At 72.2% G+C, this 21,375-nt stretch carries 20 protein-coding genes; 13 read left to right on the forward strand and 7 right to left on the reverse strand.

The features are described from left to right. Positions 1–50: 50 nt before the first annotated feature. Positions 51–1,268: an MFS transporter gene (locus AB0927_RS34060; RefSeq protein ID WP_366671672.1), complete on the reverse strand. Its 1,218-nt coding sequence runs from the start codon at positions 1,266–1,268 to the stop codon at positions 51–53. A gap of 46 nt (positions 1,269–1,314) precedes the next feature. Between AB0927_RS34060 and AB0927_RS34065 the strand changes: the two genes are divergently transcribed. Beyond that, a complete protein-coding gene (locus AB0927_RS34065; RefSeq protein WP_366671673.1) occupies positions 1,315–2,742 on the forward strand; it encodes a PLP-dependent aminotransferase family protein in 1,428 nt (475 codons plus the stop codon). 38 nt (positions 2,743–2,780) lie between these two features. Here AB0927_RS34065 and pabB read toward each other — a convergent pair whose 3' ends face one another. After that, complete coding sequence (gene pabB, locus AB0927_RS34070; RefSeq protein WP_366671674.1) at positions 2,781–4,844, reverse strand: aminodeoxychorismate synthase component I; 2,064 nt, start codon at positions 4,842–4,844, stop codon at positions 2,781–2,783. Positions 4,845–4,864: 20 nt separating this feature from the next. Further along, a complete protein-coding gene (folP, locus tag AB0927_RS34075) occupies positions 4,865–5,731 on the reverse strand; it encodes a dihydropteroate synthase (protein WP_366671675.1) in 867 nt (288 codons plus the stop codon). A gap of 341 nt (positions 5,732–6,072) precedes the next feature. Here folP and AB0927_RS34080 point away from each other — a divergent pair, with 341 nt between their 5' ends. The 11 genes from AB0927_RS34080 to AB0927_RS34130 all read left to right on the forward strand — a co-directional run bounded on the left by AB0927_RS34080 (position 6,073) and on the right by AB0927_RS34130 (position 16,468). Next, a complete protein-coding gene (locus tag AB0927_RS34080; protein WP_366671676.1) occupies positions 6,073–7,521 on the forward strand; it encodes an AMP-binding protein in 1,449 nt (482 codons plus the stop codon). Continuing rightward, positions 7,518–7,793: an acyl carrier protein gene (locus AB0927_RS34085; protein ID WP_366671677.1), complete on the forward strand. Its 276-nt coding sequence runs from the start codon at positions 7,518–7,520 to the stop codon at positions 7,791–7,793. The genes AB0927_RS34080 and AB0927_RS34085 overlap by 4 nt, the downstream gene beginning before the upstream one ends. A gap of 26 nt (positions 7,794–7,819) precedes the next feature. Further along, the gene (locus AB0927_RS34090; protein ID WP_366671678.1) at positions 7,820–8,197 is read left to right on the forward strand and encodes an ectoine synthase; all 378 of its coding nucleotides are present in this window, start codon (positions 7,820–7,822) and stop codon (positions 8,195–8,197) included. Between the two features lies 1 nt (position 8,198). Continuing rightward, positions 8,199–9,374 carry an acyl-CoA dehydrogenase family protein gene (locus AB0927_RS34095; protein ID WP_366671679.1) on the forward strand — a complete coding sequence of 392 codons (1,176 nt, stop codon included), beginning with the start codon at positions 8,199–8,201 and terminating at the stop codon, positions 9,372–9,374. After that, positions 9,371–10,084 (forward strand): transglutaminase-like domain-containing protein, encoded by a 714-nt coding sequence (locus AB0927_RS34100; RefSeq protein ID WP_366671680.1) that lies wholly within the window; start codon positions 9,371–9,373, stop codon positions 10,082–10,084. Before AB0927_RS34095 ends, AB0927_RS34100 begins: the two co-directional genes overlap by 4 nt. Before the next feature lie 14 nt (positions 10,085–10,098). Then, entirely contained in the window at positions 10,099–11,466 is a 1,368-nt protein-coding gene (locus AB0927_RS34105; RefSeq protein WP_366671681.1) for a TrpB-like pyridoxal phosphate-dependent enzyme, read from the forward strand. Next, positions 11,463–12,722, forward strand: a complete 1,260-nt coding sequence (locus AB0927_RS34110) for an ATP-grasp domain-containing protein (protein ID WP_366671682.1) — start codon at positions 11,463–11,465, stop codon at positions 12,720–12,722. The genes AB0927_RS34105 and AB0927_RS34110 overlap by 4 nt, the downstream gene beginning before the upstream one ends. Before the next feature lie 44 nt (positions 12,723–12,766). Next, the gene (locus AB0927_RS34115; protein WP_366671683.1) at positions 12,767–13,285 is read left to right on the forward strand and encodes a hypothetical protein; all 519 of its coding nucleotides are present in this window, start codon (positions 12,767–12,769) and stop codon (positions 13,283–13,285) included. A gap of 77 nt (positions 13,286–13,362) precedes the next feature. Continuing rightward, the gene (locus AB0927_RS34120) at positions 13,363–13,854 is read left to right on the forward strand and encodes a cobalamin-dependent protein (RefSeq protein ID WP_366671684.1); all 492 of its coding nucleotides are present in this window, start codon (positions 13,363–13,365) and stop codon (positions 13,852–13,854) included. Continuing rightward, positions 13,851–15,212 (forward strand): methylaspartate mutase, encoded by a 1,362-nt coding sequence (locus AB0927_RS34125; RefSeq protein ID WP_366671685.1) that lies wholly within the window; start codon positions 13,851–13,853, stop codon positions 15,210–15,212. Before AB0927_RS34120 ends, AB0927_RS34125 begins: the two co-directional genes overlap by 4 nt. 20 nt (positions 15,213–15,232) lie before the next feature. Continuing rightward, positions 15,233–16,468 carry an ATP-grasp domain-containing protein gene (locus AB0927_RS34130; protein ID WP_366671686.1) on the forward strand — a complete coding sequence of 412 codons (1,236 nt, stop codon included), beginning with the start codon at positions 15,233–15,235 and terminating at the stop codon, positions 16,466–16,468. Here AB0927_RS34130 and AB0927_RS34135 read toward each other — a convergent pair. Further along, the gene (locus AB0927_RS34135; RefSeq protein ID WP_366671687.1) at positions 16,458–17,195 is read right to left on the reverse strand and encodes a response regulator transcription factor; all 738 of its coding nucleotides are present in this window, start codon (positions 17,193–17,195) and stop codon (positions 16,458–16,460) included. The two genes, AB0927_RS34130 and AB0927_RS34135, sit on opposite strands and share 11 nt — an antisense overlap. 526 nt (positions 17,196–17,721) lie before the next feature. Here AB0927_RS34135 and AB0927_RS34140 point away from each other — a divergent pair. Continuing rightward, the gene (locus AB0927_RS34140) at positions 17,722–18,438 is read left to right on the forward strand and encodes a methyltransferase domain-containing protein (protein WP_366671688.1); all 717 of its coding nucleotides are present in this window, start codon (positions 17,722–17,724) and stop codon (positions 18,436–18,438) included. A gap of 12 nt (positions 18,439–18,450) precedes the next feature. On the opposite strand, the gene AB0927_RS34145 is transcribed toward AB0927_RS34140, so the two are convergent. Genes AB0927_RS34145 through AB0927_RS34155 form a run of 3 tightly spaced genes read right to left on the reverse strand, consistent with a single transcriptional unit; the run spans position 18,451 to position 21,345 of the window. Beyond that, a complete protein-coding gene (locus tag AB0927_RS34145; RefSeq protein ID WP_366671689.1) occupies positions 18,451–19,206 on the reverse strand; it encodes an alpha/beta fold hydrolase in 756 nt (251 codons plus the stop codon). 55 nt (positions 19,207–19,261) lie between these two features. Beyond that, on the reverse strand, positions 19,262–20,485 hold the full coding sequence (locus AB0927_RS34150) for an MFS transporter (RefSeq protein ID WP_366671690.1): 1,224 nt from the start codon (positions 20,483–20,485) through the stop codon (positions 19,262–19,264). A gap of 59 nt (positions 20,486–20,544) precedes the next feature. Then, entirely contained in the window at positions 20,545–21,345 is an 801-nt protein-coding gene (locus AB0927_RS34155; protein WP_366671691.1) for an AfsR/SARP family transcriptional regulator, read from the reverse strand. Between the last annotated feature and the right edge of the window lie 30 nt (positions 21,346–21,375).

Raw genomic sequence — 21,375 nt, forward strand, 5'->3', positions numbered from 1 at the left:
GCGATGAGCGCGGCAGGCTGGGCGGGCTCTCCTCGCCGAGCCGGGCGGCGTCACGCCGCGGGCGCCTGCGCCGTTCGGTCCCGCTCGGTGGGCCGGTCCCGCCATGCCGAGGGCAGGGCGAGGACGATGAGCGCGCCGGTGCAGACGAATCCCCAGGGGTAGCCGACCTGTTGGGCGAGCACGCCGAAGCAGATCGCACCGACGCCCATGCCGGCGTCGTACGCGATGTTCCACAGGGCGCTCACGGTGCCGTAGCCGGAGGCGGGGACCCGGGAGTACATCAGGGCGATCGTGGAGTTCTGGGTGATGCCGAAGCCGATGCCGAAGACGGCGACGCCGATGACGACCGCGACGGCACTGTGGGTGTACGCGGTGACGAACATGCCCACGGCGGACACCGCGAGCCCCGGCAGGACCAGCCGCGACGAGCCCTTGCGGTCGCCCAGGCGCCCGGCCACCACGCGCGCCACGGCCGCCCCCGCGGGCTGCACGAACAGGGCCACCGCCACCAGTCCCGCGGACGCCGAGGGAACGGCGAGCGGCAGGAAGGTCACCACGATCCCGGCGGCCAGCGCGGTGACCGCGAACAGGAGGGCGGGCCGGGAAATCGCGCGGTCACGGATGCCGTCGAGGATCCCGATCCGCCGTCCGGCGATGTACTCCTTCTCGGGCAGTCCGGGGACCGACAGGATCGGGGCCAGCGCGCACACACCGGCGGCCACGCCCACCGGCGCATAGCCCACCTCGGAGACCAGCCAGACGCCGAGGGGCAGCCCCAGCAGCGAGGGCACGCCGGAGACGACGCCGACCAACGCCAGCCCCTCGCCGCGGCGTTCGGAAGGAATGAACGAGGCGGTCAGCGCCCCGCCCGCGACGACCGTCAGGGCGAAGCCGACGCCGCGCAGCAGGCAGACCACCGTGATCCAGGCAACGCCGGAGAACATCGTCAGCACCAGCGCCGGCGCGCCCATCAGCAGCAGCCCCGCGCCCAGGGTGCCCCGGTGTCCGAAGCGTTCGATGAACCGGGGTGCCATGAACTCGCCGGCGACCGTGGCCAGCATCAGGGCGCCCGTGGTCGCCCCGGCGCCGTTGCCGCCGGCCCCGGAGTGCCTGGCGTAGAGCGGGACGACCGACAGCAGCAGGTAGAAGCTCGCCGAGGCGCCGAACATGCTCACGAAGCGGAGCAGCAGCGGACGGCTCACCAGCGGCGGCCGGTCCGCGGGCGGTGTCGTGGACGACGACGGCTTCCGCGGCTCAGTGGTGGTCATGGCCGCACTCTAGGGCGCGATCAGCTCACCGGTAAGCTCCAATTCCATGTCCTCCGAGTGGTCCAATGCGTCGTCGGACCTGCTCGTCGCGATCGACCGTGACCGCGACGAGCCCCTGCGGTCCCAGCTCGAACGCCAGGTGCGGGAGGCGATCCGCACCGGCCGGCTGCGGGTGGGCGAGCGGCTGCCGCCCTCGCGTGAACTCGCGGGCGCTCTCGGGCTGTCCAGAGGGCTGGTCCAGGATGCCTACGCCCAACTGCTCGCCGAGGGCTACCTGGTGGCGCGCGTGGGCTCGGGCACCCGGGTCGCCGCGGGTGCGCGCCCGCCGTCCGCGCCCCCGGCGCCGGGCCGCCCCGCCGGAAGGCCGCCGCTGCTGGCCGATTTCCGCTGGGGGGTACCCGACCTGGGCTCCTTCCCGCTGTCCGACTGGCTGTGGGCGGTGCGGGAGGCGGCGCGCGGGATGCCGGTGTCCGAGCTGGACTACGGCGACCCCCGGGGCAGCGCGGTACTGCGCGAGGTGGTCGCCGGGTACGCGCGCCGGATACGCGCGGCCGCGGCCGACCCCGAACACACCGTCATCTGCTCGGGATACGCGCAAGGTCTGTCCCTGACCCTGGGCGCCCTCGCCCGCGACGGGGTGCGGCGCGTCGCCTACGAGGATCCCGGCTCACCCGCCTCCGTCCGGGCGGCGGCGGCCGCGGCGGGCCTGGAGGCGGTTCCGGTGCCGGTGGACGAACAGGGCATAGACGTACGGGCGTTGACGGCCACCGGCGCGCGGGCGGTCGTCGTCACTCCGGCGCACCAGTGGCCGACCGGCGTGGTGCTCGGCCCCGAGCGGCGGCTCGCCCTGATCGCCTGGGCGGCCACGCGGGACGGGGTGGTCATCGAGGACGACTACGACGCCGAGTTCCGCTACGACCGTGAGCCCGTCGGCGCCCTCCAGGGTCTCGCGCCGGACCGGGTCGTCTCCATAAGCACCGTCAGCAAGTCCCTGGCGCCGGCGCTGCGCATCGGCTGGTTGCTGTGTCCGCCGGCGCTCGCGGAGACCCTCGTGTCCGTCAAGCACATCAGCGACCGCGGCTCGCCGGCCCTCGACCAACTGGCCCTCGCCAGGCTGATCGAGTCGGGCCGCTTCGACCGGCATCTGCGCCGGATGCGGTCGACTTACGCGGCACGGCGCACCGCGCTGCTGGGCGCGCTCGCGGAGCACGCCCCCGGTGTCGTCGTGACCGGCCTCGCCGCCGGCTTCCACGCCGTGGCCCATCTGCGGGAGACGGTGGACGAACGGGTTCTCGTCACCGCCGCCCGCGCCCGGTCGGTCGGCCTGTACGGGATGAGCACCTGCCGCACCTCGCGGGCCCTCACGCCGCCTCGGCTCGTGCTCGGCTTCGGCAATGTCGGCGAACGCGCCGTCGCCGAGGGGATCGCCGCCGTCGGTGACCTGCTGACCGGCCGGGCGCCGGCGCGGAGTTGAGACCCGCGGCGGTAAGGGAACACCGCCCGCCGCGCGCCCTACTTCCCGCACATGGGGGTCAGGACCCGGCGCGGTCGCGGCCGGCTCAGCGCGAGCGCGGTCGCCATCGCGCGGGCCTTCACCAGCGTCTCGTCGAACTCCTCCACCGGGTCCGACAGGGCGATGACGGCGCCGCCGACGCCGTAGCGGACGGACCCGGGCGTGGCCACGATGGTGCGGTTGACGACGCTGAGTTCGCAGCCGCCGCCGAGGGAGAACCAGCCGATCGCCCCCGAGTACACGCCGCGCGGGCCCTGTTCGAGGCGGTCGATGATCTCCATGGTGCGCAGTTTGGGCGCGCCGGTCATGGAGCCGGGGGGAAAGGCCGCCCGTACGCAGTCGACCGCCGACCGGCCCTCGCGCAGGGTGCCGCGGACGGTGGAGACGAGATGGTGGACCTGCGGGAAGGTCTCCACCCCGCACAGCACCGGCACCTGGACCGAGCCGGGCCGGCAGACGACGTTGAGGTCGTTGCGGACGAGGTCCACGATCATCAGGTTCTCGGCCCGGTCCTTCTCGCTGCCGGACAGGGAGTCCCGCAGCCGCGCGTCCTCCGCCCCGGTGGCGCCGCGCGGCCGCGTGCCCTTGATCGGCTTCGAGGTGACGGCTCCGTCGGGAACGACGGTCAGGAACTGCTCCGGGGAGGCGCTGAGCACGGCCACGCCCGGGAAGTCGAGCAGCGCCCCGTAGGGCACCGGGCTGACGCGTCTGAGGAGGGAGTAGGTGGTCAGCGGGTCGATGTCGATGTCGGCGACCGCCGTGTTCGACAGGCAGATCTCGTACGACTCGCCCTGGCGCAGCTCCTCCAGGCACTCCCCGACCATGCGGAGGTACGCGTCCTTGCCGTGCCGCAGCTCGACCCGTGCGGGTGGCACGTCGACCGGTCCGAGTTCCGTGACGGACAGAGGAGTTCGGGGCAGCGTACGCAGTCGTTCACCGGCCGACTCCAGCCACGCGGCGACCTCCGCGTCGTCCCGGTGACGGCTGAGCCGGAGCAGGTAACAGGCGTGCTCGGCGTGGTCGATCACCAGCGCGCGGTCGGCGAAGACCACGGCGGCGTCGGGGGTTTCGGCGGTGTGCGTGGTGAACGCCCCGAGGTCGCCCTTGAGTTCGTAACCGAGGTAGCCGACGTACCCGAGCCGGAACCCGAAGGGAAGGTCGTCGCCGCCGTCGACGCGGCGGGCCGCCAGTTCGGCGTCGAGGTAGTCCAGGAAGGTGCCCGGGACCGTCCGCCCGCCCGGCTCCACCCGGACGAGTCGTTCCGCCGCCCGGTAGGTGGCGTACTCGCCGAGCGGACCGGCGCCGTCGCCCATGAGGGAGAAGCGGCCCTGCCGCGGCGCGCTGCCGCTGTCCAGCCAGAAGCCGTGCCGGGCGGCGGCGAAGAGCGCGGTGTAGGCGGCCTCCGGATCCGGCGCCCAGGGAAGCCGGCGGACGTGCAGCCGGTACGGCGGGTCGGTGTCCGCCGCCGGGCCGGGCGCGCGGCCGCGCCAGGCGTGCGTGAGATCACGGAAGTTGGCGAGCAGTTCGTGGCCGTACTCCGTGCTGACGGACTCCGGATGGAACTGGACTCCCCACAGCGGCCTGTGGCGATGGCGGACCCCCATCAGCACGCCGTCCTCGGACCAGGCCAGCGCCTCCAGTTCCTCGGGCAGGTCGGTGACGGCGAGCGAGTGGTAGCGCACCACGTCGAAGGGCGAGGGCAGTCCGGCGAAGAGGTCGCGGCCCGTGTGGGTGACCGGGGAGAGGCGGCCGTGCCGGGGTTCGGGCGCGTGCCGCACCCGCGCGCCCAGGAGGTGGCAGATGCCCTGGTGGCCCAGGCACACCCCGAGGACCGGCAGGTCCCAGTCCAGGAGCGCCCGGGTGCCGATGCCGAAGTCCTGGTGCCGTTCCGGCCGGCCCGGCCCGGGGGAGATCACGACGTTGTCGAAGTCCCGTGGGTCCAGCGCGGACCAGTCGGCGTCGTTGCGGACGACCACCGGCTCCCGTCCGTTCACCTCCGTCAGCAGCTGGTGGAGGTTGTAGGTGAAGGAGTCGTAGTTGTCGATGAGGAGCGTGCGCGTCATCTGTGCCTGTCCCCGGGTGCTCATCGCGCGGACAGCACCGCGGCCTGTTCGGTGACCGCGCGCAGGACGGTCAGGGCGTCGTGCAGCGCGCCGATGTCGTGGGTGCGGATGTAGTCCGCGCCGTCGAGGGCCGCGTGGATCTCGGCGGCCAGGGTCGCGGGCCCGCTCTCGGCGATCTCGCGGCCGGTCACGGAGCGCAGGAACGACTTCCGCGAGGCCGAGATCATGACCGGCAGTCCGAACTCCTCCTTCAGCGACCGCACCGCGCCGAGCACGGCGAAGGACGTCTCGGGGTTGCTGCCGAGGAAGTAGCCGAGCCCCGGGTCCACGACGAGCCGGTCCCGGTCGATCCCCGCGTCCCGCAGGGCGGCCAGCCGCTCGGCGAAGAACCCCAGGATGCCGTCCCAGACTTCGGCCGGATCCGTCGGCACCCGGGTGGCGGGCCCGAGGCGCTGCACCGAGTGCATGACCACGAGCCCGCAGCGCGCCGCCGCCAGCCGGCCGTAGCTCTCCGGGTGGGGGAAGCCCTGGATGTCGTTCAGGTAGGAGACGCCGCGGGCGAGGGCGAAGTCCTGGGTCTCGGGCAGGAAGGAGTCGACCGAGCACGGGATGTGCTCGGCGGCCAGGCGGTCGAGGACGGGTGCCAGGCGCGCGCACTCCTCCTCGGCCGGCACGCGGGCGGAGTCCGGATTGCTCACGGCGGGCCCGAGTTCGACGATGTCCGCCCCCGCCGCCCGCAGCCGCAGCGCCTGCCGCACGGCCGCCTCGGCGTCCAGGTAGCGGCCGCCGTCGGAGAACGAGTCCGCCGTGATGTTGACGATGCCGACGAGCAGCGGTCCACGGCGGTCGCCCGTCGCCAGGGGCGCACCGGGGGCCAGAGTGGGCATGGGATTTCTCCGTCCTTCAAAGGCGGTTCGGCGCAGCAAGGTTACGCGTCTGAAGGGTCCTCGGCGGAAGATTCTCCGGCCGTGAGGGGGGTCACAGGGCAATATCTCCCTTCTCGACGCACCCGTCCGCAGTCTGCGCGCCCGCCGGTGCGCCGTCTTCGGTTCCAGGTCCAGCTCGCGGCCGCGGCGACCCGGCCCGGAGTACAGGTGCGGCCCCGCCGTCGGACCGAAGACGCGGCGCGGGGCGGGGCCGCAGACTCCTCGGCGGCGGTGACCGAGGGCCGATGGCCGATGGCCGAATACGACCGTCACCGCATCGCAGACCGACGAACGGGGGACACGTGCCGGGAACACTCGCGAGCGACATCCTCGCCATCGCCCGGCTGCGCCCCGGCGCGGTGGCGCTGGCCGGAATGCCCGGCGAGGACACGGACGTCAGCTACGGGGAGCTGGCCGCGCTGGCCGAACGCACCGGGCGCTCTCTCGGCGCCGCCTTCGCCGAGGACCGCCCCCTCGCCCTGGTGGCCGCCAAGACGCCCGCCTCGATCGCCCTGACCCTGGCCTGTCTGTCGGCCGGCCGCCCCCTGCTGCTGCTCTCCCCCGACCTCGGCGGGGACACCACGGCGACGCTGGCCGAGCGCGCCGGAGCCCAGGCGCTGGCCACCGTGGAGGGGGGCCGGCTCGTCTGGACGACCCTGCCGGACGGGTCGCGGTCCGCCGCGGCGGTGCCCGAGGGCACCCGTCTCGTCCTCACCACCTCCGGCTCCACCGGAGTCCCCAAGCTGGTCCCGCTGACCGCCGGTGCGCTCGACGCCTTCACCGCGTGGGCGGGCGGGTTCCTCGGCCTGGACGGGGACAGCCGGGTGCTCAACTACGCGCCGCTCAACTTCGACCTGTGCCTGCTGGACATCTGGGCCACCCTGCGCCACGGCGGCCGGGTGCTCCTGGTGGACCCCGCGCGGGCCGCCGAGCCCGCGTATCTGGCCCGCTGGGTGCGCCTCGGCCGGCCGCACGTCGTCCAGGGTGTGCCGCTGCTGTTCCGGCTGCTCGCCGAGACCGGCCCGCGCCTGGGCGCCGACGGTGTCCGGCATGTGCTGCTGACCGGCGACCACGTGCCCCGGCAGGTGCGCCGGAGGCTGCCGGAGCTGTTCCCGAACGCCCGGCTGCACAACGTCTACGGCTGCACGGAGACCAACGACAGCATGGTCCACAGCTGCGCCCCCGCCGAGGCGGCGGGCGAGGACGTGCTGCCGCTGGGCGAGCCGGTCCAGGGCACCCTGGTCGCCGTACACGACGGCGAGCGCGAGATCACCGGGCCGGGCAGCGGTGAACTCCTCGTCTCCACGCCGTTCCAGACGCCCGGATACCTCGCCGAACCCGCGGCCCTCGACCGGTTCCCGCGGCGGTACGGCCGTACCTGGTACCGGACCGGCGACCTCGTCGAGCGTGGCGCGGACGGGCGGCTCCGGCTGGTCGGCCGGACCGACTTCCAGGTCAAGGTGCGCGGCGTCCGCGTCAACGTGGAGGAGGTCGAGCGGGTCCTCACCGACCGCCCCGAGGTCGCCGAGGCGGCGGTCGTCGCCCTCCCCGACCCGGACGCGGGCGTGGCCCTGCACGCCTTCGTGCGCCCCAGCGGCGACGAGGTGACCGGCCTCCAGTTGCGCACCCTCTGCGCCGCCCGGCTGAACCGGGTGGCGATTCCCAGCCGCTTCCATCTCGTGGCCGGTCCGCTGCCCGTGGGGCCGACCGGAAAGGTGGACCGTCGCCGTCTCCAGGAGCACGTGACATGAGTCTGAACCAAGAGGTCACCCAGCACATCGTGGACGAGTACCTGCCCGGTACCCCTCCCGAGGAGCTGGAGGACTCCTACGACCTGCTGCGCAACGGCGTGGTGTCCAGCCTTCAGTTGCTGCGCCTCATCGCCTGGCTCGGCAACCGCTACGACGTTCCCTTCGACGAACTCGACGTCACCCCGGACGACTTCCGTTCGGTGGCGGCGATCGTCACGCTGATCGACCGGCACCGCCGGTCCCTCGGCGCCTCATCCCTTCCAGCCAACTGATCCGAGAACGAACGGGGGCCAGCGACATGTTCATTCGCGACAAGAAAGCCATCGAGCCGGTCGAGTGGGGCAACGGCCTCAGCTACCGCATGGTCGTGGACGACGACCGGATGGGCTTCACCGTCTGCCACACCGTCGTGGAGGCGGGCACCAAGTCGAAGCTGGAGTACAGCCGTCACCTGGAGGCCTGTTACTGCATCTCCGGCTCCGGCCGGGTGGAGACCGCCGACGGCAGCGTGGGCCAGGACATCCAGCCCGGCATGCTCTACGCGCTCGACCAGCACGACGCCCACTACCTGATCGCCGACCCGGGCGGCGACATGGAACTGATCAGCGTCTTCAACCCGCCGCTGCGGGGCGACGAGCGGCACAACCTCGGCGCCGACGGCTTCTCCCACTACTGAGATGCCGCACAGCGAAGAACAGCGCGAACTGCTGCGCGCCATCCGCGATGTGGCCCGGTCCGCCGGGCAGGGCCACATCGAGCGCGACCGGGCGGGCGAGTTCGACACGGAGGGCTGGAAACGGCTGTGCGACGTCGGCCTGTTCGGGCTGCCGTTCGGCGCGGAGTGGGGCGGCCTGGGCGAGGACCTGGTCACCACGGTCGCCGTCCTGGAGGAACTCGGGTACGGCTGCCCCGACACCGGGCTGAGCTTCTCCGCCACCACCCACCTGGTGAGCACCGGCGTCCCGCTGCACCGGTTCGGCTCGGCGGCGCTCAAGTCCCGCTATCTGCCGGGCGTCTGCGCGGGCACCACGATCGGCGCGCACGCCATCACGGAGCCCGACGGCGGCTCGGACATGACCCACATGCGCACGAGCGCCGCCCGGGACGGTGACGCCTTCGTCCTCAACGGCAGCAAGGCGTTCGTCAGCAACGGGCCCATCGCCGACCTCATCGTGGTCTACGCCCGCACCGGCGAGAGCGGCGACATCGGCGGCCTGACGGCCTTCCTGGTGCGCCGGGACACCCCGGGCGTGACGGTCGGGCGGCCGGTGGGCAAGCTGGGCCTGCGCACGTCGCCGCTCGCGGAGGTGTTCCTGGAGGACGTCCGGGTGCCCCGCGACCATGTGATCGGCGGGGTCGGGGCGGGGTTCCTCGTCTTCGACCACGTGATGCAGTGGGAGATCCTCTGCGGTTTCGCCGTCACCACGGGCGAGATGCGCAGACGCCTGGAGCGCTGCGTCCAACACGCCCGCAGCAGGCATCAGTTCGGCACCCACATCGGCTCCCACCAGGCCGTCTCGCACCGGCTCGTGGACCTGCGCATCGACGTGGAGACCGCCCGCAAGTGGCTCCACGACACCGCGCGCCGGGCACAGGACCGCGAGGACGTGGCCGCCGACATCGCCACCACCAAGCTGATCGTCAGCGAGGCCAACGTCCGCTCGGCGCTGGCCGCGGTGCAGATCTTCGGCGGCTACGGCTACACGACCGAGTACGGCCTGGAGAAGGAGCTGCGGGACGCCGTGGGCGGCACGATCTACTCCGGCACCTCCGAGATCCAGCGCGAGCGTCTCGCCGTACTCATGGGGCTCGACCGTCCCCTCACCGCCACCGGGAAGAAGGGGCAGACATGACAGTGAGCCGGGAGCCGACACTGGCACCGACCGAGTTCCTGGACCACACCTCCGAGGCCGTCCGCGCGTTCGTCGCCGAGGTGCTGCCCGCCGGGGACGCCTTCACCGGCCAGGGCGCCGACCCCGACACCGAACGCGCCCGGCGCAACGCGGTCGCGCTCTACTACGCGGTCCGCGACACCATCCCGTACGAGGTCTACGGCGCCGACCTGACCCGCACCGGGCTCAGCGCGAGCGGAGTGCTCGCCCACGGCTTCGGCTTCTGTGTGCACAAGTCCGCCCTGTACGCGGCCGCCGTGCGGTCGGTGGGCATCCCCAGCCGGCTCTACTACGGCGACGTACGCAACCACCTCGCCTCCCCGCGGCTGCGCGAACTGGTCGGCGGCGACGTCTTCCGCTTCCACAGCCTGGCCGTGGTGCGCCTGGACGGCCGCTGGACCAAGGCCACCCCGGTGTTCAACAAGATGCTGTGCAAGCTGTACGGCATCAAGCCGCTGGAGTTCGACGGGCGCGCCGACAGCCTCTACCACCCCTACGACGAACAGAACCGCCGGCACATGGAGTTCCTCCACGTCCACGGTGAGTTCGACGACGTTCCCTACGACCTCGTCTACGAGGGGATCAGGGCGGCGCATCCCAGGCTGTTCGCCGGCTCGCACACCACCACCCCCGGATCGCTGGCCGCCGAGGCGGCCGGCCCGGCGCTCTGAAAAGGACCTTCAGCATGGACAGGACGCGCTTCTCGCTCGGCGAGAACGACGCCCCGACGACCTGGTACAACCTGGCCGCGGATCTGCCCGGGGCCCCGCTGGCGCCGGCGCTCAACCCGCGGACCCGGCAGCCGCTGACGCGGGCGGAGATGGCGCACACGATGCCGGAGCCGCTCATCGAGCAGGAGCTGAGCACCGAGCGCGAGATCGAGATCCCGGCGGAGGTACGCGAGCTGTACGCGCTGTGGCGGCCCTCCCCGCTCTACCGCGCCCGCCGCCTGGAGCGCGCGCTGGACACCCCGGCACGCATCTACTACAAGTACGAGGGCGGCGCGCCGACCGGCAGCCACAAGCCCAACACCGCTATCCCGCAGGCCTATTACAACAAGCTGGCCGGGAAGACGGGGCTGGTCACCGAGACCGGGGCCGGGCAGTGGGGCAGCGCCACCGCACTGGCCGCCTCCTTCTTCGGGATGACCGCCAAGGTCTACATGGTCAAGGTGAGCTTCGAGCAGAAGCCCTACCGCCGGGCCCTGATGGAGACCTACGGCGCCCAGTGCACGGCGAGCCCCAGCACGGAGACCGAGGTCGGCCGCAAGATCCTGGCCGACGACCCCGACTGCCCGGGCAGCCTCGGCATCGCCACCTCGGAGGCTCTGGAGGCCTTCGCGCAGGACCCGGACCTGGGCTACGTCCTCGGCAGCGCGGCCAACCACGTCCTGCTGCACCAGACCGTGATCGGCCAGGAGGCGATCCGGCAGATGGAGCTGGCCGAGGACTACCCGGACATCGTCGTGGGCTGCTCCGGCGGCGGCAGCAACCTGGCCGGGCTGTCCTTCCCGTTCCTCGGCGAGCAGTTGCGCGGCGGCCGCGGGGTGCGCGTCATCGCCGTGGAACCGGCCGCCTGCCCGACCCTCACCCAGGGCACCATCGCCTACGACTACGCGGATACCGGCCGGCTGGGCCCGCTGTTCCGGATGCACACCCTGGGCCACGGCTTCGTGCCCCCCGCCGTGCACGCCGGCGGGCTGCGCGCCCACGGCATCGGCCCGCTGATCAGCCGCTGCGTGGAGGACGGGCTGATGGAGGCGCGTGCGGTGCCCCAGACCGAGTGCTTCGAGGCCGGGGTGCGGTTCGCCCGCACCGAGGGCATCGTGCCGGCCCCGGAGTCCACGCACGCCGTGCGGGTCGCCGTGGACGAGGCCCTGCGCTGCCGCGAGGAGGGCACCGCCAAGACCATCCTGTTCGGCCTCTCCGGCCACGGGCACTTCGATCTGGCCGCCTACGAGCGGTACTTCGCGGGCACGCTGGCCGACGACCGCCCGGACGAGGCGCTGCTCGCCGCCGCGGCCGACGGCATTCCCCAGCTGGACCGGGGATGAGCGGCACGCGCACGGTGGCCGTCGTCGACGCCGACGGCATCGGTGCCCATCTGCCCGGGGCACTGGCACGCCAGGGGCTCGGCTGTGTCGTCGTACGCTCCGACACCCCGGACGCGGGTTTCGCCCGCGATGCGGGCGGCGCCGGGCCGGATGTCGTCCACGCCGGTGACCTGGCGGCCACCGCGGCGGCGTTGCGCGGGCGCGGGGTGGACTTCGTCGTGGCGGGCACCGAGTCCGGGGTGCTGCTGGCCGACGCCCTCTCGGCCGCGCTCGGCACGCCGGGCAACGGCATGTCCCGGCCCGCCGCCCGCCGCGACAAGTACGCGATGGCCCGGGCGGTGGCGGCGGCGGGCCTGGCCACCGCGGCCTCGCTCGTGACCGGCTCGCCGGCCGAGCTGCGGGAGTGGGCGCGGCAGCGGGGCGAGTGGCCCGTGGTGCTCAAACCGCGGGCCAGCGCCGGCACCGACCAGGTCCATTTCTGTCACTCCGTCGAGCAGTTGGACGCGGCGTTCGCGGCCATCAGCGCGGCCACCGACCGCTACGGCGGACGCAACACGACGGTCCTCGCCCAGCAGTACCTGCACGGCGAGGAGTACTTCGTGAACACCGTCAGCCGCGACGGCGTGCACCACGTGGTCGAGATCTGGCGCTATCACAAGGCGCTGATCGCCGGGACCGTCCCGATGTACGACTACGAGGAGCCGGTCCCTGCCGAGGCCCCGGGCGTGCCGGAGGTCGCCGCGTACGCGCTGGCCGTCCTGGACGCGCTGGAGATCCGCAACGGGGCGGCGCACACCGAGGTGATGCTCACCGCGGACGGGCCGGTGCTCGTGGAGTGCGCGGCACGTCCCGGCGGCGCGCACGCCCCGGACGTGATCTCGCGGTGCCTGGGGACCAACCAGATCGACCTGCTCGCGCGGGTGATCGCCCGGCCCGGCGAGCTGACCGACGGCACCCTGCCGCGGTACCGGATCGGCACCCCGCTGCGCTATGTGTCGCTGATCAGCCATGTCGACGGGGTCATGCCCGACGCCGCCCGGCTGGCCCCGGTGCGTGCCCTGCCGTCCTTCACGGAACTGGTCCTGGCCGCACCGGAGGGCTCGCCCGTCCGCCCCACCGTGGACCTGAGCAGCTCGCCCGGCTACGTCTACCTCAGCGCGCCGGACGCCGCCCGGATCGAGGCCGACTACCGGCGGCTGCGCGAGCTGGAACGCACGGGCCTGTACACGGCGCCGGTGCCCGCCGCCGGCCACTGACCTTCGTTGCCTTACCGACCTTTCCCTTCCAAGGAGTTGAGACGATGTCCGTCGAGACGACGTCCGTGGCGAACCTGGCCGAGCTGGCCGCCTACCCCGCCGACTGGCAGCACACCGAGAAGCGCATCCACCCGGGCGAGCACCTGAGCCTGCCGGGCGCCCTGCTGAAGTGGTACGACATCCGCACGGCGGAGCAGGAGGCCACGCCCGAGGTCACCGAGGAGGCGCGCGCCTTCCTGCGCGCCGAGACGGAGGCGGGGCGGCTGGAGTTCCGCGGCGAGATGGGCTTCGTCCTCAACCACCGGTGCGGCGACAAGTACTTCATGATCGTGTGCGTGTGGCGCAACAAGAACGAGATGTGCCAGGCGATCTTCGCCCGCGACGAGTCGGGTTACGGCCCCTACCAGGCCGCGCCGGGCACCCTGCGTGCCACCCAGGAGGTCGTGGAGCTGGACGCCACCTCGCACGAGCGCCGCGGCTGGTCCCGCTATCTCCAGTCCGCACGGGACGAGGCCGCCAAGCGGGCGTACCTGGACGACGCCTGCACGGGCCGGCTCGTCTGAGGGGCTCGCGCCCCCGCCGGCGTACCGCCGAGGCGACACGCCGTACCCCCCGAGCCGTCTCCACGGAAGGAGCAGCCGTGACAGGTCCCGCCCACCAAAGGCACCGCGCCGACGCGGGATCCGGACGCAGGCTGGTCATCCTCGGCGTGGCCGCCAGTGACAGCCACGCCGTGGCCAACCATCTGATCGCGCACGGCCTGCGGGCCGGCGGCTTCGAGGTGGTCAACCTCGGCACGTGCACGCCGGTCGCGGAGTTCGCGGCGGCGTGCCGGGAGCATCCCGAGGCGGAGGCGGTGCTCATCGGCAGCATGAACGGGCACGCCTACGAGGACCTCAGGGAGCTGCCCGCCGCGCGGGCGTCGGGGGCCGTCCCGTGCCCGGTGATCCTCGGCGGCAATCTCTCGGTGGGCAGCACGAAGGACGCGGCCGCGACCGAGCGGCTCCTGGCGCTCGGCGTGGACCGCGTCGTCACCGACCCCTCGCTGCTGCCGGCCGTCCTCGACGAGCTGCGCGAGGAGCGGGCCCGCGCGGCGGTGCGGGCCCCGGACGACGGTCTCGGTGCCGCGTGAGGCGGACGCTCCCGCCCGCTCCCGCGCCGCCCTCGCTGCGGGAGTCCGCGGCGTACATCGAGCGGCTCGGCAAGCCCACCGTGGCGCAGGTGCTGCGGCAGGCGCACGAGGCCGGGCGGGTCGCCGTGCAGCCACGCTGCGGGGTGGGCGGGCACGAGGAGATGAAGCGGCTGCTGACGACGCTGGAGGCGCGGGCGGCGCCCGACGTCCTGACCCTCACCATCGACTCGCACACCCGGCTGCTGCGGTTCGGACAGGCCCGGCGCGCGCTGCTGGACGACCCGGGGGACCTCAACGGTTACCCGCTGGTGACCCACGGCTGGCGGCGGGGCCGGGAGCTCAACGAGGCGGTGGCCGCGCCCCTGGAGGTGCGGCACGGCTCCCCTGACGCACGGCTGCTGTTCGAGGCCGCCGTGGCGTCCGGCATCACCTCGTTCGAGGGCGGCGGCATCTCCTACAACCTGCCCTATTCCAAGGCGGTTCCGCTGGCCGAGTCGCTGGCGGCGTGGGAGGAGGTCGACCGCCGGTGCGGTGAGCTGGCCCAGCTGGGGGTGGTGGTCGACCGGGAGCTGTTCGGAACCCTGACCGCCGTGCTGGTGCCGCCGTCGATCAGCCTGGCCGTCAGCGTCCTGGAGGCCGTCCTCGCGGTGCGGGCGGGCGTGCGCTGCGTCTCCATCGCCTATCCGCAGGGCGGACAGGTGATCCAGGACGTCGCCGCGCTGCGGGCGATCCCCGAGCTGGCGGCCCGGTATCTGGGCCCGGACGTCCTGGTGCCCCCGGTGCTGCACGAGTTCATGGGCGTCTTCCCGCGCATGCGCGGACACGCGGAGGACCTCATCCTCTACGGCGCGCTCGTGGCCCGTCTCGGCGGGGCGTGGAAGGTGGTCTCCAAGACGCACCAGGAGGCCGCGGGCATCCCGGACACCGAGGCCAACGCCGAGGGCATCCGGCTGGCCGACCGCGCCAACTCCCCGCTGCTCGGCTTCGTGACGGTGGACGAGGAGCGGGTCGCGGCCGAACGCGAGCGGATCCTGGACGAGGTGGACGAGCTGGTGGCGCCGGTGCTGGGCCGGGGCGGCGACCTGAAGGCGGCGATCGTGGACGCGTTCGCGCGGGGGACGCTGGACATCCCGTTCAGCGCGAGCCGCCACGCCCGCTCGGAGGTCGTGCCGGGCCGGGACCGGGAGGGCGCGATCCGCTATCTGTCCGCCGGCTCGCTGCCGTTCTCCCGGCGCACCCTGCGGCGCAACGACGATCTGCTGGACCGCCGCGGCCACGCACCCATCGGGCAGATGCTCGACGCGGTCACCGCGGACATCTACTACTTCCCCGATCTGTTCGGGGAGCCGCGCACGTGAACAAGAAAGCGACACAACCTATGACGCCAGCCAAGCGCCTGCTCCTCGTGGGCGGTTCCGCCACCCATCTGTCCAAGGCCCGGGCCAGCGGTGCCGACATCCTCTGGGTCCGGATGCCGGACGAGACCGGACCGGCCGGCGCCGAGCACGGCGTCGAGGTCGTCCACGCCGACTACGCGCACGAGGAGACGCTGCGCCGGATCGCCCAGGAGGCGCACGCCGTACGGCCGTTCGACGCCGTGGTGTCCCTGACCGAGCCCGGTCTCGACCCCGCCGCCCGGGTCAACGACCTGCTGGGCCTCGGCGGCACCGGATACGAGGTCGCGCACCGGTTCACCGACAAGCACCTGATGCGCCGGCGCCTGGTGGAGGCCGCGGTGCCCGGTATCCGTATCGTCGCCTCCGCGCTGGTCGAGGACGAGGAGAGCCTGCGCGTCTTCGGCGCCGCGCACGGCTACCCGTTCATCGTGAAGCCGACCTGCGGCACGGCGAGCTTCGGCGTGCTGAAGGTGGACACGCGGGAGGGGACGGCCGCGGCCTGGCAGGAGATCGGCCGCCTGCGCGACTCCGACCACCCGCTCGTCCACGCCTACGACCTGGGCGAGTTCATCATGGAGGAGTACATCGACGGGCCGCTGTGCAGCGCCGAGGCGTTCAGCTTCGCCGGGCACCACGTGGTCGCGACCGTCACCGAGGCCATCACGGAGGAGAGCAACCACGTCCACGTCGGCCACGCCATCCCGGCGCGGGTCAGCCCGGCGGTCGAGGCGGACGTGGTGCGGGTGACGGCGGCCTTCCTGGACGCGATGGGATACCGCGACGGCGCCTCGCACACCGAGTTCAAGCTGACCCCCGAGGGCCCGGTGATCATCGAGTCCCAGGCCAGGGTCGGCGGGGCGCTGCTCGGCGATCTCATCGAGACCGTCTACGGCGTGGACCTCCAGGAGCTGGCCTTCGGCTGGCCGCTCGGCACGGCGCAGGCACTGCCGGAGCGGCCGAAGCCCCTTGGCGGCGCGGCGAGTTGGCTCATCGTGACGGACCCCGGGAAGGTGCGGGAGGTCCGGGGCCTGGACGCGATACTGGCCAGGCCGGACACCGTGGGCGTCGACCTGTGGGTGGGTCCGGGCGACGTGGTCCGGTCCTTCGACGGGCAGTGGGACGGGCTCGGTCATGTGGCGAGCAGGGGCGACGACACCACCGATGCCATCGAGCGCTGCCGGCGGTCCCTGGCCGAGCTGCGCATCCTCACGGATTGACGCAGGGGGCAGGGTCCGGCAGCAGACGGCGGTCCCGCGCGTAGACGATGGCCTGCGTGCGGTTCCGCACCCCGAGCTTGCGCAGCAGGTTGGAGACATGGAACTTGATGGTCCGCTCGCTGAGCACGAGGGTCTCCGCGACCTCCTGGTTCGACATGCCCTTGATGACCAGTTCGAAGATCTCCTGCTCGCGCGCGGTCAGCGCGGCCAGTTGGTCCTGCGCGGGCACCGCCGGCCTGCGCACGCCGACGAGGTCGACGAGCCGGCGCGCGAGCGGCGGGGGCACCACGGCGTGTCCCGCCGCGACCGCCCGGATCGCGGTGGCCACCTCGGCCGGCGCGTCGTCGTTCAGCACCACTCCGTCGGCGCCGTCGCACAGATAGGCCAGCGCGTCGTCCAGCGCACCCGCGTCGGCGAGGATCACCACGCCCACCCGCCGGCCGGTGTTCTCCCGCAGTCCGCGCAGCACCTCCGCGGTGTCCCAGGCCGGATCGGCGTCGTCGAGCAGCAGGGCCTGCGGGCGTTTGACGGCGAGGGCGTGGTCCAGCTGAAAGGGAGTGGTGGCCTCGGCGACTATCTGCACTCCGGGGGACCGCGCCATGACGGTGCGAAGTGCGACGCGGGTCAGTGCCCGGCTGGCCAGGACCGCCACCTTGACCTCTTTGCGCGCGGAAAGGTTGCCGTCCTCGGTCCGTTCGTTTTCGGGCAGCGCTTTATGCAAGAGCATGGAGTCCTGTCCTTGTCCCGTCATGAATCGTGTCCACGGGCGCGAGAATTGAGTTACAGATTCCTTGGCACGCGCGCTTCTTCGTGGGAAGCGGCATGCATCCGTAAACCCCCTACCGCAGGTGTGAACCGGGCAAGGGGTCGCCGACAAATCTCGACAAAAGGGGTGACAGGGGGTCACGTCTCCCGACGAAAAGGTACTCTTCCGGCTCTTCCGACTCCTCGGACGAAGATCGCCGGTCCACCACGACACTCCACGTCAACAAGCCCCCGTCTCCGTGTGCGCTTCTCAGCGTGTGTGATGAATCACGCTGTTTGAAAACACTCCGGCAGTCAATTGAACATCGAGCAGCAGTCCCTGACCATCATTGAGCCTACGCGAACACACGGACGACTGTCCAGAACGTTACTGACCAAAAAACGCTTAAATACGCGTCGCATATCTTGACATTGAGAGCGGGTCAGTTGCCGGACCCGAATAAGCGGGCCGCTCTGTTGTCCCGCGGCTGTCCCGGGAAGGAACCCAGATGACGGAACGCACGAGCTACGAGAGATCCCTCGAACGCAGTCGCGCGGCTTCGGCCCGGCCGGACCGGCCGGACTCCTTCACCATGGCGGGCCTGGAGTGGGACCTGCTCGACGACGTCTTCGCCCCGCCCTTCTCCGCGACGACCGGGGCGGCGATGGACGTCCTCGGCCTGACCGGTACGCAGGCGCCCCTGCTGCGGGCGGGGGGATCCTTCCTGGAGGTCGGCTCGGGTACCGGGATCATCGCGGTCATGGCCGCGCTGCGGGGCGCCGCCCGGGTCGTCGCCACGGACATCAACGCGCGCGCCGTGGAGAACACCCGCCGCAACGCCGTGCGCCACGGCGTCGGCGACCGGCTGACCGCCGTACACAGCGACCTGTTCTCCGCCGTCGGTGCCGACGACCGCTTCGACTGCGTCTACTGGCACTCCAACTTCGTGCTGGGCCCTGACGACTACCGCTACCGCAGCGACCACGAGCGCGCCTACGTCGATACCGGTTACCGCGCCCACGAGCGCTATCTGATCGAGGCGCCCCTCCGGCTCGCCCCCGGCGGCAGGGCCCTCCTCCAGTTCAGCGACCGCGGCGACCTCGCCCGCCTGACCGCCCTGGCCACGGCCCACGACCGCCGCCTGGAGGTGCTGCGCCGGCACGGCTTCCGGGAGGGCGCGGAAACGCTGGAGCACATCCTGCTGGAGATCTGTGCGCCGTCCTGACCACCCGGATCGTCACCGGGCCGCGCGCAGCCGCGCGGACAGGTCCTCCAGCACCACCGCCTCGGATTCCGCCAGGTAGAAGTGGCCGCCGGGAAACACCTTGAGGCTCGACTCGCCGGTCGACGCGCGTGACCACGCGTGCGCCTCGGGCACGGTGACGTCCGGGTCGCTGTCGCCGACGTAGATGGCGAGGGGGCTCCGGACGGTGCGGCCGGGCCGGGGCACGTGGTTCCTGATCACGCGCAGGTCCGCGCGGAGCGCCGGCAGCAGCAGCGGGCGGAGATCCTCGTTGTCGTACGCCGCCGCGTTGGCGCTGCCCAGGGACCGGGCGAACGCGACGACCGACTCGTCGTCGTCAGCGGGCAGTTCACGCTCCCCGGTGCCGGGTCCGCCACGCCCGGACACCACGACCAGGACCGGCCCCCGGCCGTGCCTCTCCTCCAGCAGCAGCGCGACCTCGAAGGCGAGGGCCGCGCCCATGCTGTGCCCGAACAGGACGAGGCCGCGGTCGAGCAGCGGGGCCAGCTCCGCGCAGATCGCGGCGGCCATCTCGTCCATGTCCTCCACGAACGGCTCCGTGATCCGGTCCTCCCGGCCCGGATAGCGGACCGCGAGCAGCTCGACGTCGGCGGGCAGCCGCCGGCGCCAGCCGCCGAAGCCGCCGGCGGAACCCCCGGCATGGGGGAAGCAGACCAGGTGCTGCCGGGGCCCGGCGACCGCGCCGAACCGCCGCAGCCAGACCGCGGTGCCGGAAGTGTTCACGAACATAGGGGTGTGCTCCAGAGATGATGACGCGATCAGGACGCGGTCAGGTCACGGACGTTCACGGCGTGCTCGACACACCTGCCGGTGCCGGGGCGACGCGCCGCCGCTGCTCGGGCCGGGTGGCCAGGTACGAGGCGCCGACGGCGAGAATGGCGACGCTGAGATAGACCAGGTACCGGTAGGGCAGTACGTCGATCAGCACGACGCCGACGAAGATCCCGACGCCCTGCATGCCGGTCATGACGAAGTTCGCGGCGCCCGTCACCCGGCCCAGCAACTCGTTCGCGGTGTACAGCTGGAACGCGGTCATGGAACTGACCACGACCGGCGCCAGGCACAGCCCGACGACCGCGGCGGCGGCGATCACCACCACGGTGTCCGGGACCGCCACGAACCCGGCGGCCAGCGCGCACAGCCCGAGGCCGACGGCCGCGGTCCGCCCGGGTCCGGCCCGCTTGATGATGGCCGGCGCGAGCAGACCGCCGGCCAGCCCGGTCAGGCTCATGACGGTGACCAGCGTGCCCACCCAGGTGGCGGGCTTGCCGAGACCGACCGTCACCACGGCGATGCCGAGCGTCTCGTAGAAGCCCATGGCGAAGAAGGCGAGCGCCAGGGCGAAGGACAGCTGCCGCAGCAGCGCCGTGGTCAGCAGGTACCTGAACCCCGCGCCGACGTGCGTGGTCCAGCTCTCCCGCCGCGCCTCCCGCACCGGCTTGGGGTCCTCGATCCGCACCAGCGACCAGCACAGCACCGACACCCCGAAGGTGGCCGCGTCGACGATCGCCAGGACGTGCCCGCCCCAGCCCGCCAGCACCCCCAGCCCGATCCCGGGGGTGATCAGCCTGGCACCCTGGTTCAGCGCCTGGCTGAGCCCGATGGCCGTGCTCACGAGTTCCGCGGGCATGAGCTGCTCCCGCAGGGCCGCGAACGCCCCCGAGGTGATCGCGGCGCTGCACCCGTACAGGAACATCATCAGGTAGATCAGCCAGACCTGACCGGGACCGTCCACCGTGACCAGGGTCAGGATCAGCAGCGCGGTGACCGCCTCGGTGACCATCAGCAGCCGCTTGCGCCGGAACCGGTCCACGAGCACACCGGTGAGGGGCGAGAGCATGGTGCCCAGGGTCAGGCACAGGATGACGACGCCGGCCCGCGCCGTCGACCCGGTCAGCTCCTTGACCCAGATGGAGGCGGCGAGCCAGAAGGCGTTGTCGCCGATCATGGTCACCGTGTTGCCAAGAATGCAGATACGCAGGTTACGCAGGCGGAAGAGTTCGCGCATGTATTTCCAGTCCTCGGGGTGGGCCGGCTCCGGCACTTACGGGTTTCCGGTGCGCCGGATCACGCGATCGACCGCATCGGGCTCTGCGGCCTGATCGACAGCACGTCGATGCTCCGCGACAGAATCGCCTGCTGAAGTCCGCGCAGACGATGACTCGGAGCGAGCCCGGACTGCTCGCTCAGCGAATTGTGGATCGACAGATACACCTGCAACGCCTCACTGGGCCGCCCGGCGTTGTACAGGGCGACCATCAGGAATTCGTGGACCCGTTCACGGGAGGGGTACTCCCCCGCCAACGCATAGAGTTCCCCGACCAGTTCGGCGTCCCGCCCCAGGTTCAGTTCCAGTTCGATCGTCTTCTCGTACGACGCGATGTACAGCTCGTCGAGCCGCCGCGCCGCCGCCGTCAGCCGGGGCGTGCACCGCACGTCGGCCAGGGCCCGCCCCCGCCAGCGCTTCAGCGCCGTACGCAGCAGCTTCGCGGCGCCCGCCATGTCCCCCTCGGCTTCGAGCCGCCCGGCCTCCTCCCGGTCCTGCTCGAACCGGTGCAGATCACTGCCGTGCCCGGCCAGTTCGAACACATACCCCGGCGGCCGCGTGAGGAGAGAGGACTGCGAGGCGCGCGAGCCCCCTTCGCCCAGCAGCTTGCGGAGATTGGAGATGTACACCTGAAGCGCCGTCGTCGCGGTCCGGGGCGGGAATCCTCCCCAGATCTCCTCGATCAACTGATGGGTGGACATCGTACGGTTGGGCCGCACCACGAAATTGGCCAGCAAGATCTTCAGCTTCAAGGCGCCAGGCACACAGGACCGACCGTCACTGTCGACCAGCGACAACGGCCCAAGAATTCCGAACTCCATATCTCTGCTCCCCGTGTGGACAATGCATAC

This window comes from Streptomyces sp. NPDC048106, from assembly GCF_040706415.1.
Classification (GTDB): domain Bacteria; phylum Actinomycetota; class Actinomycetes; order Streptomycetales; family Streptomycetaceae; genus Streptomyces.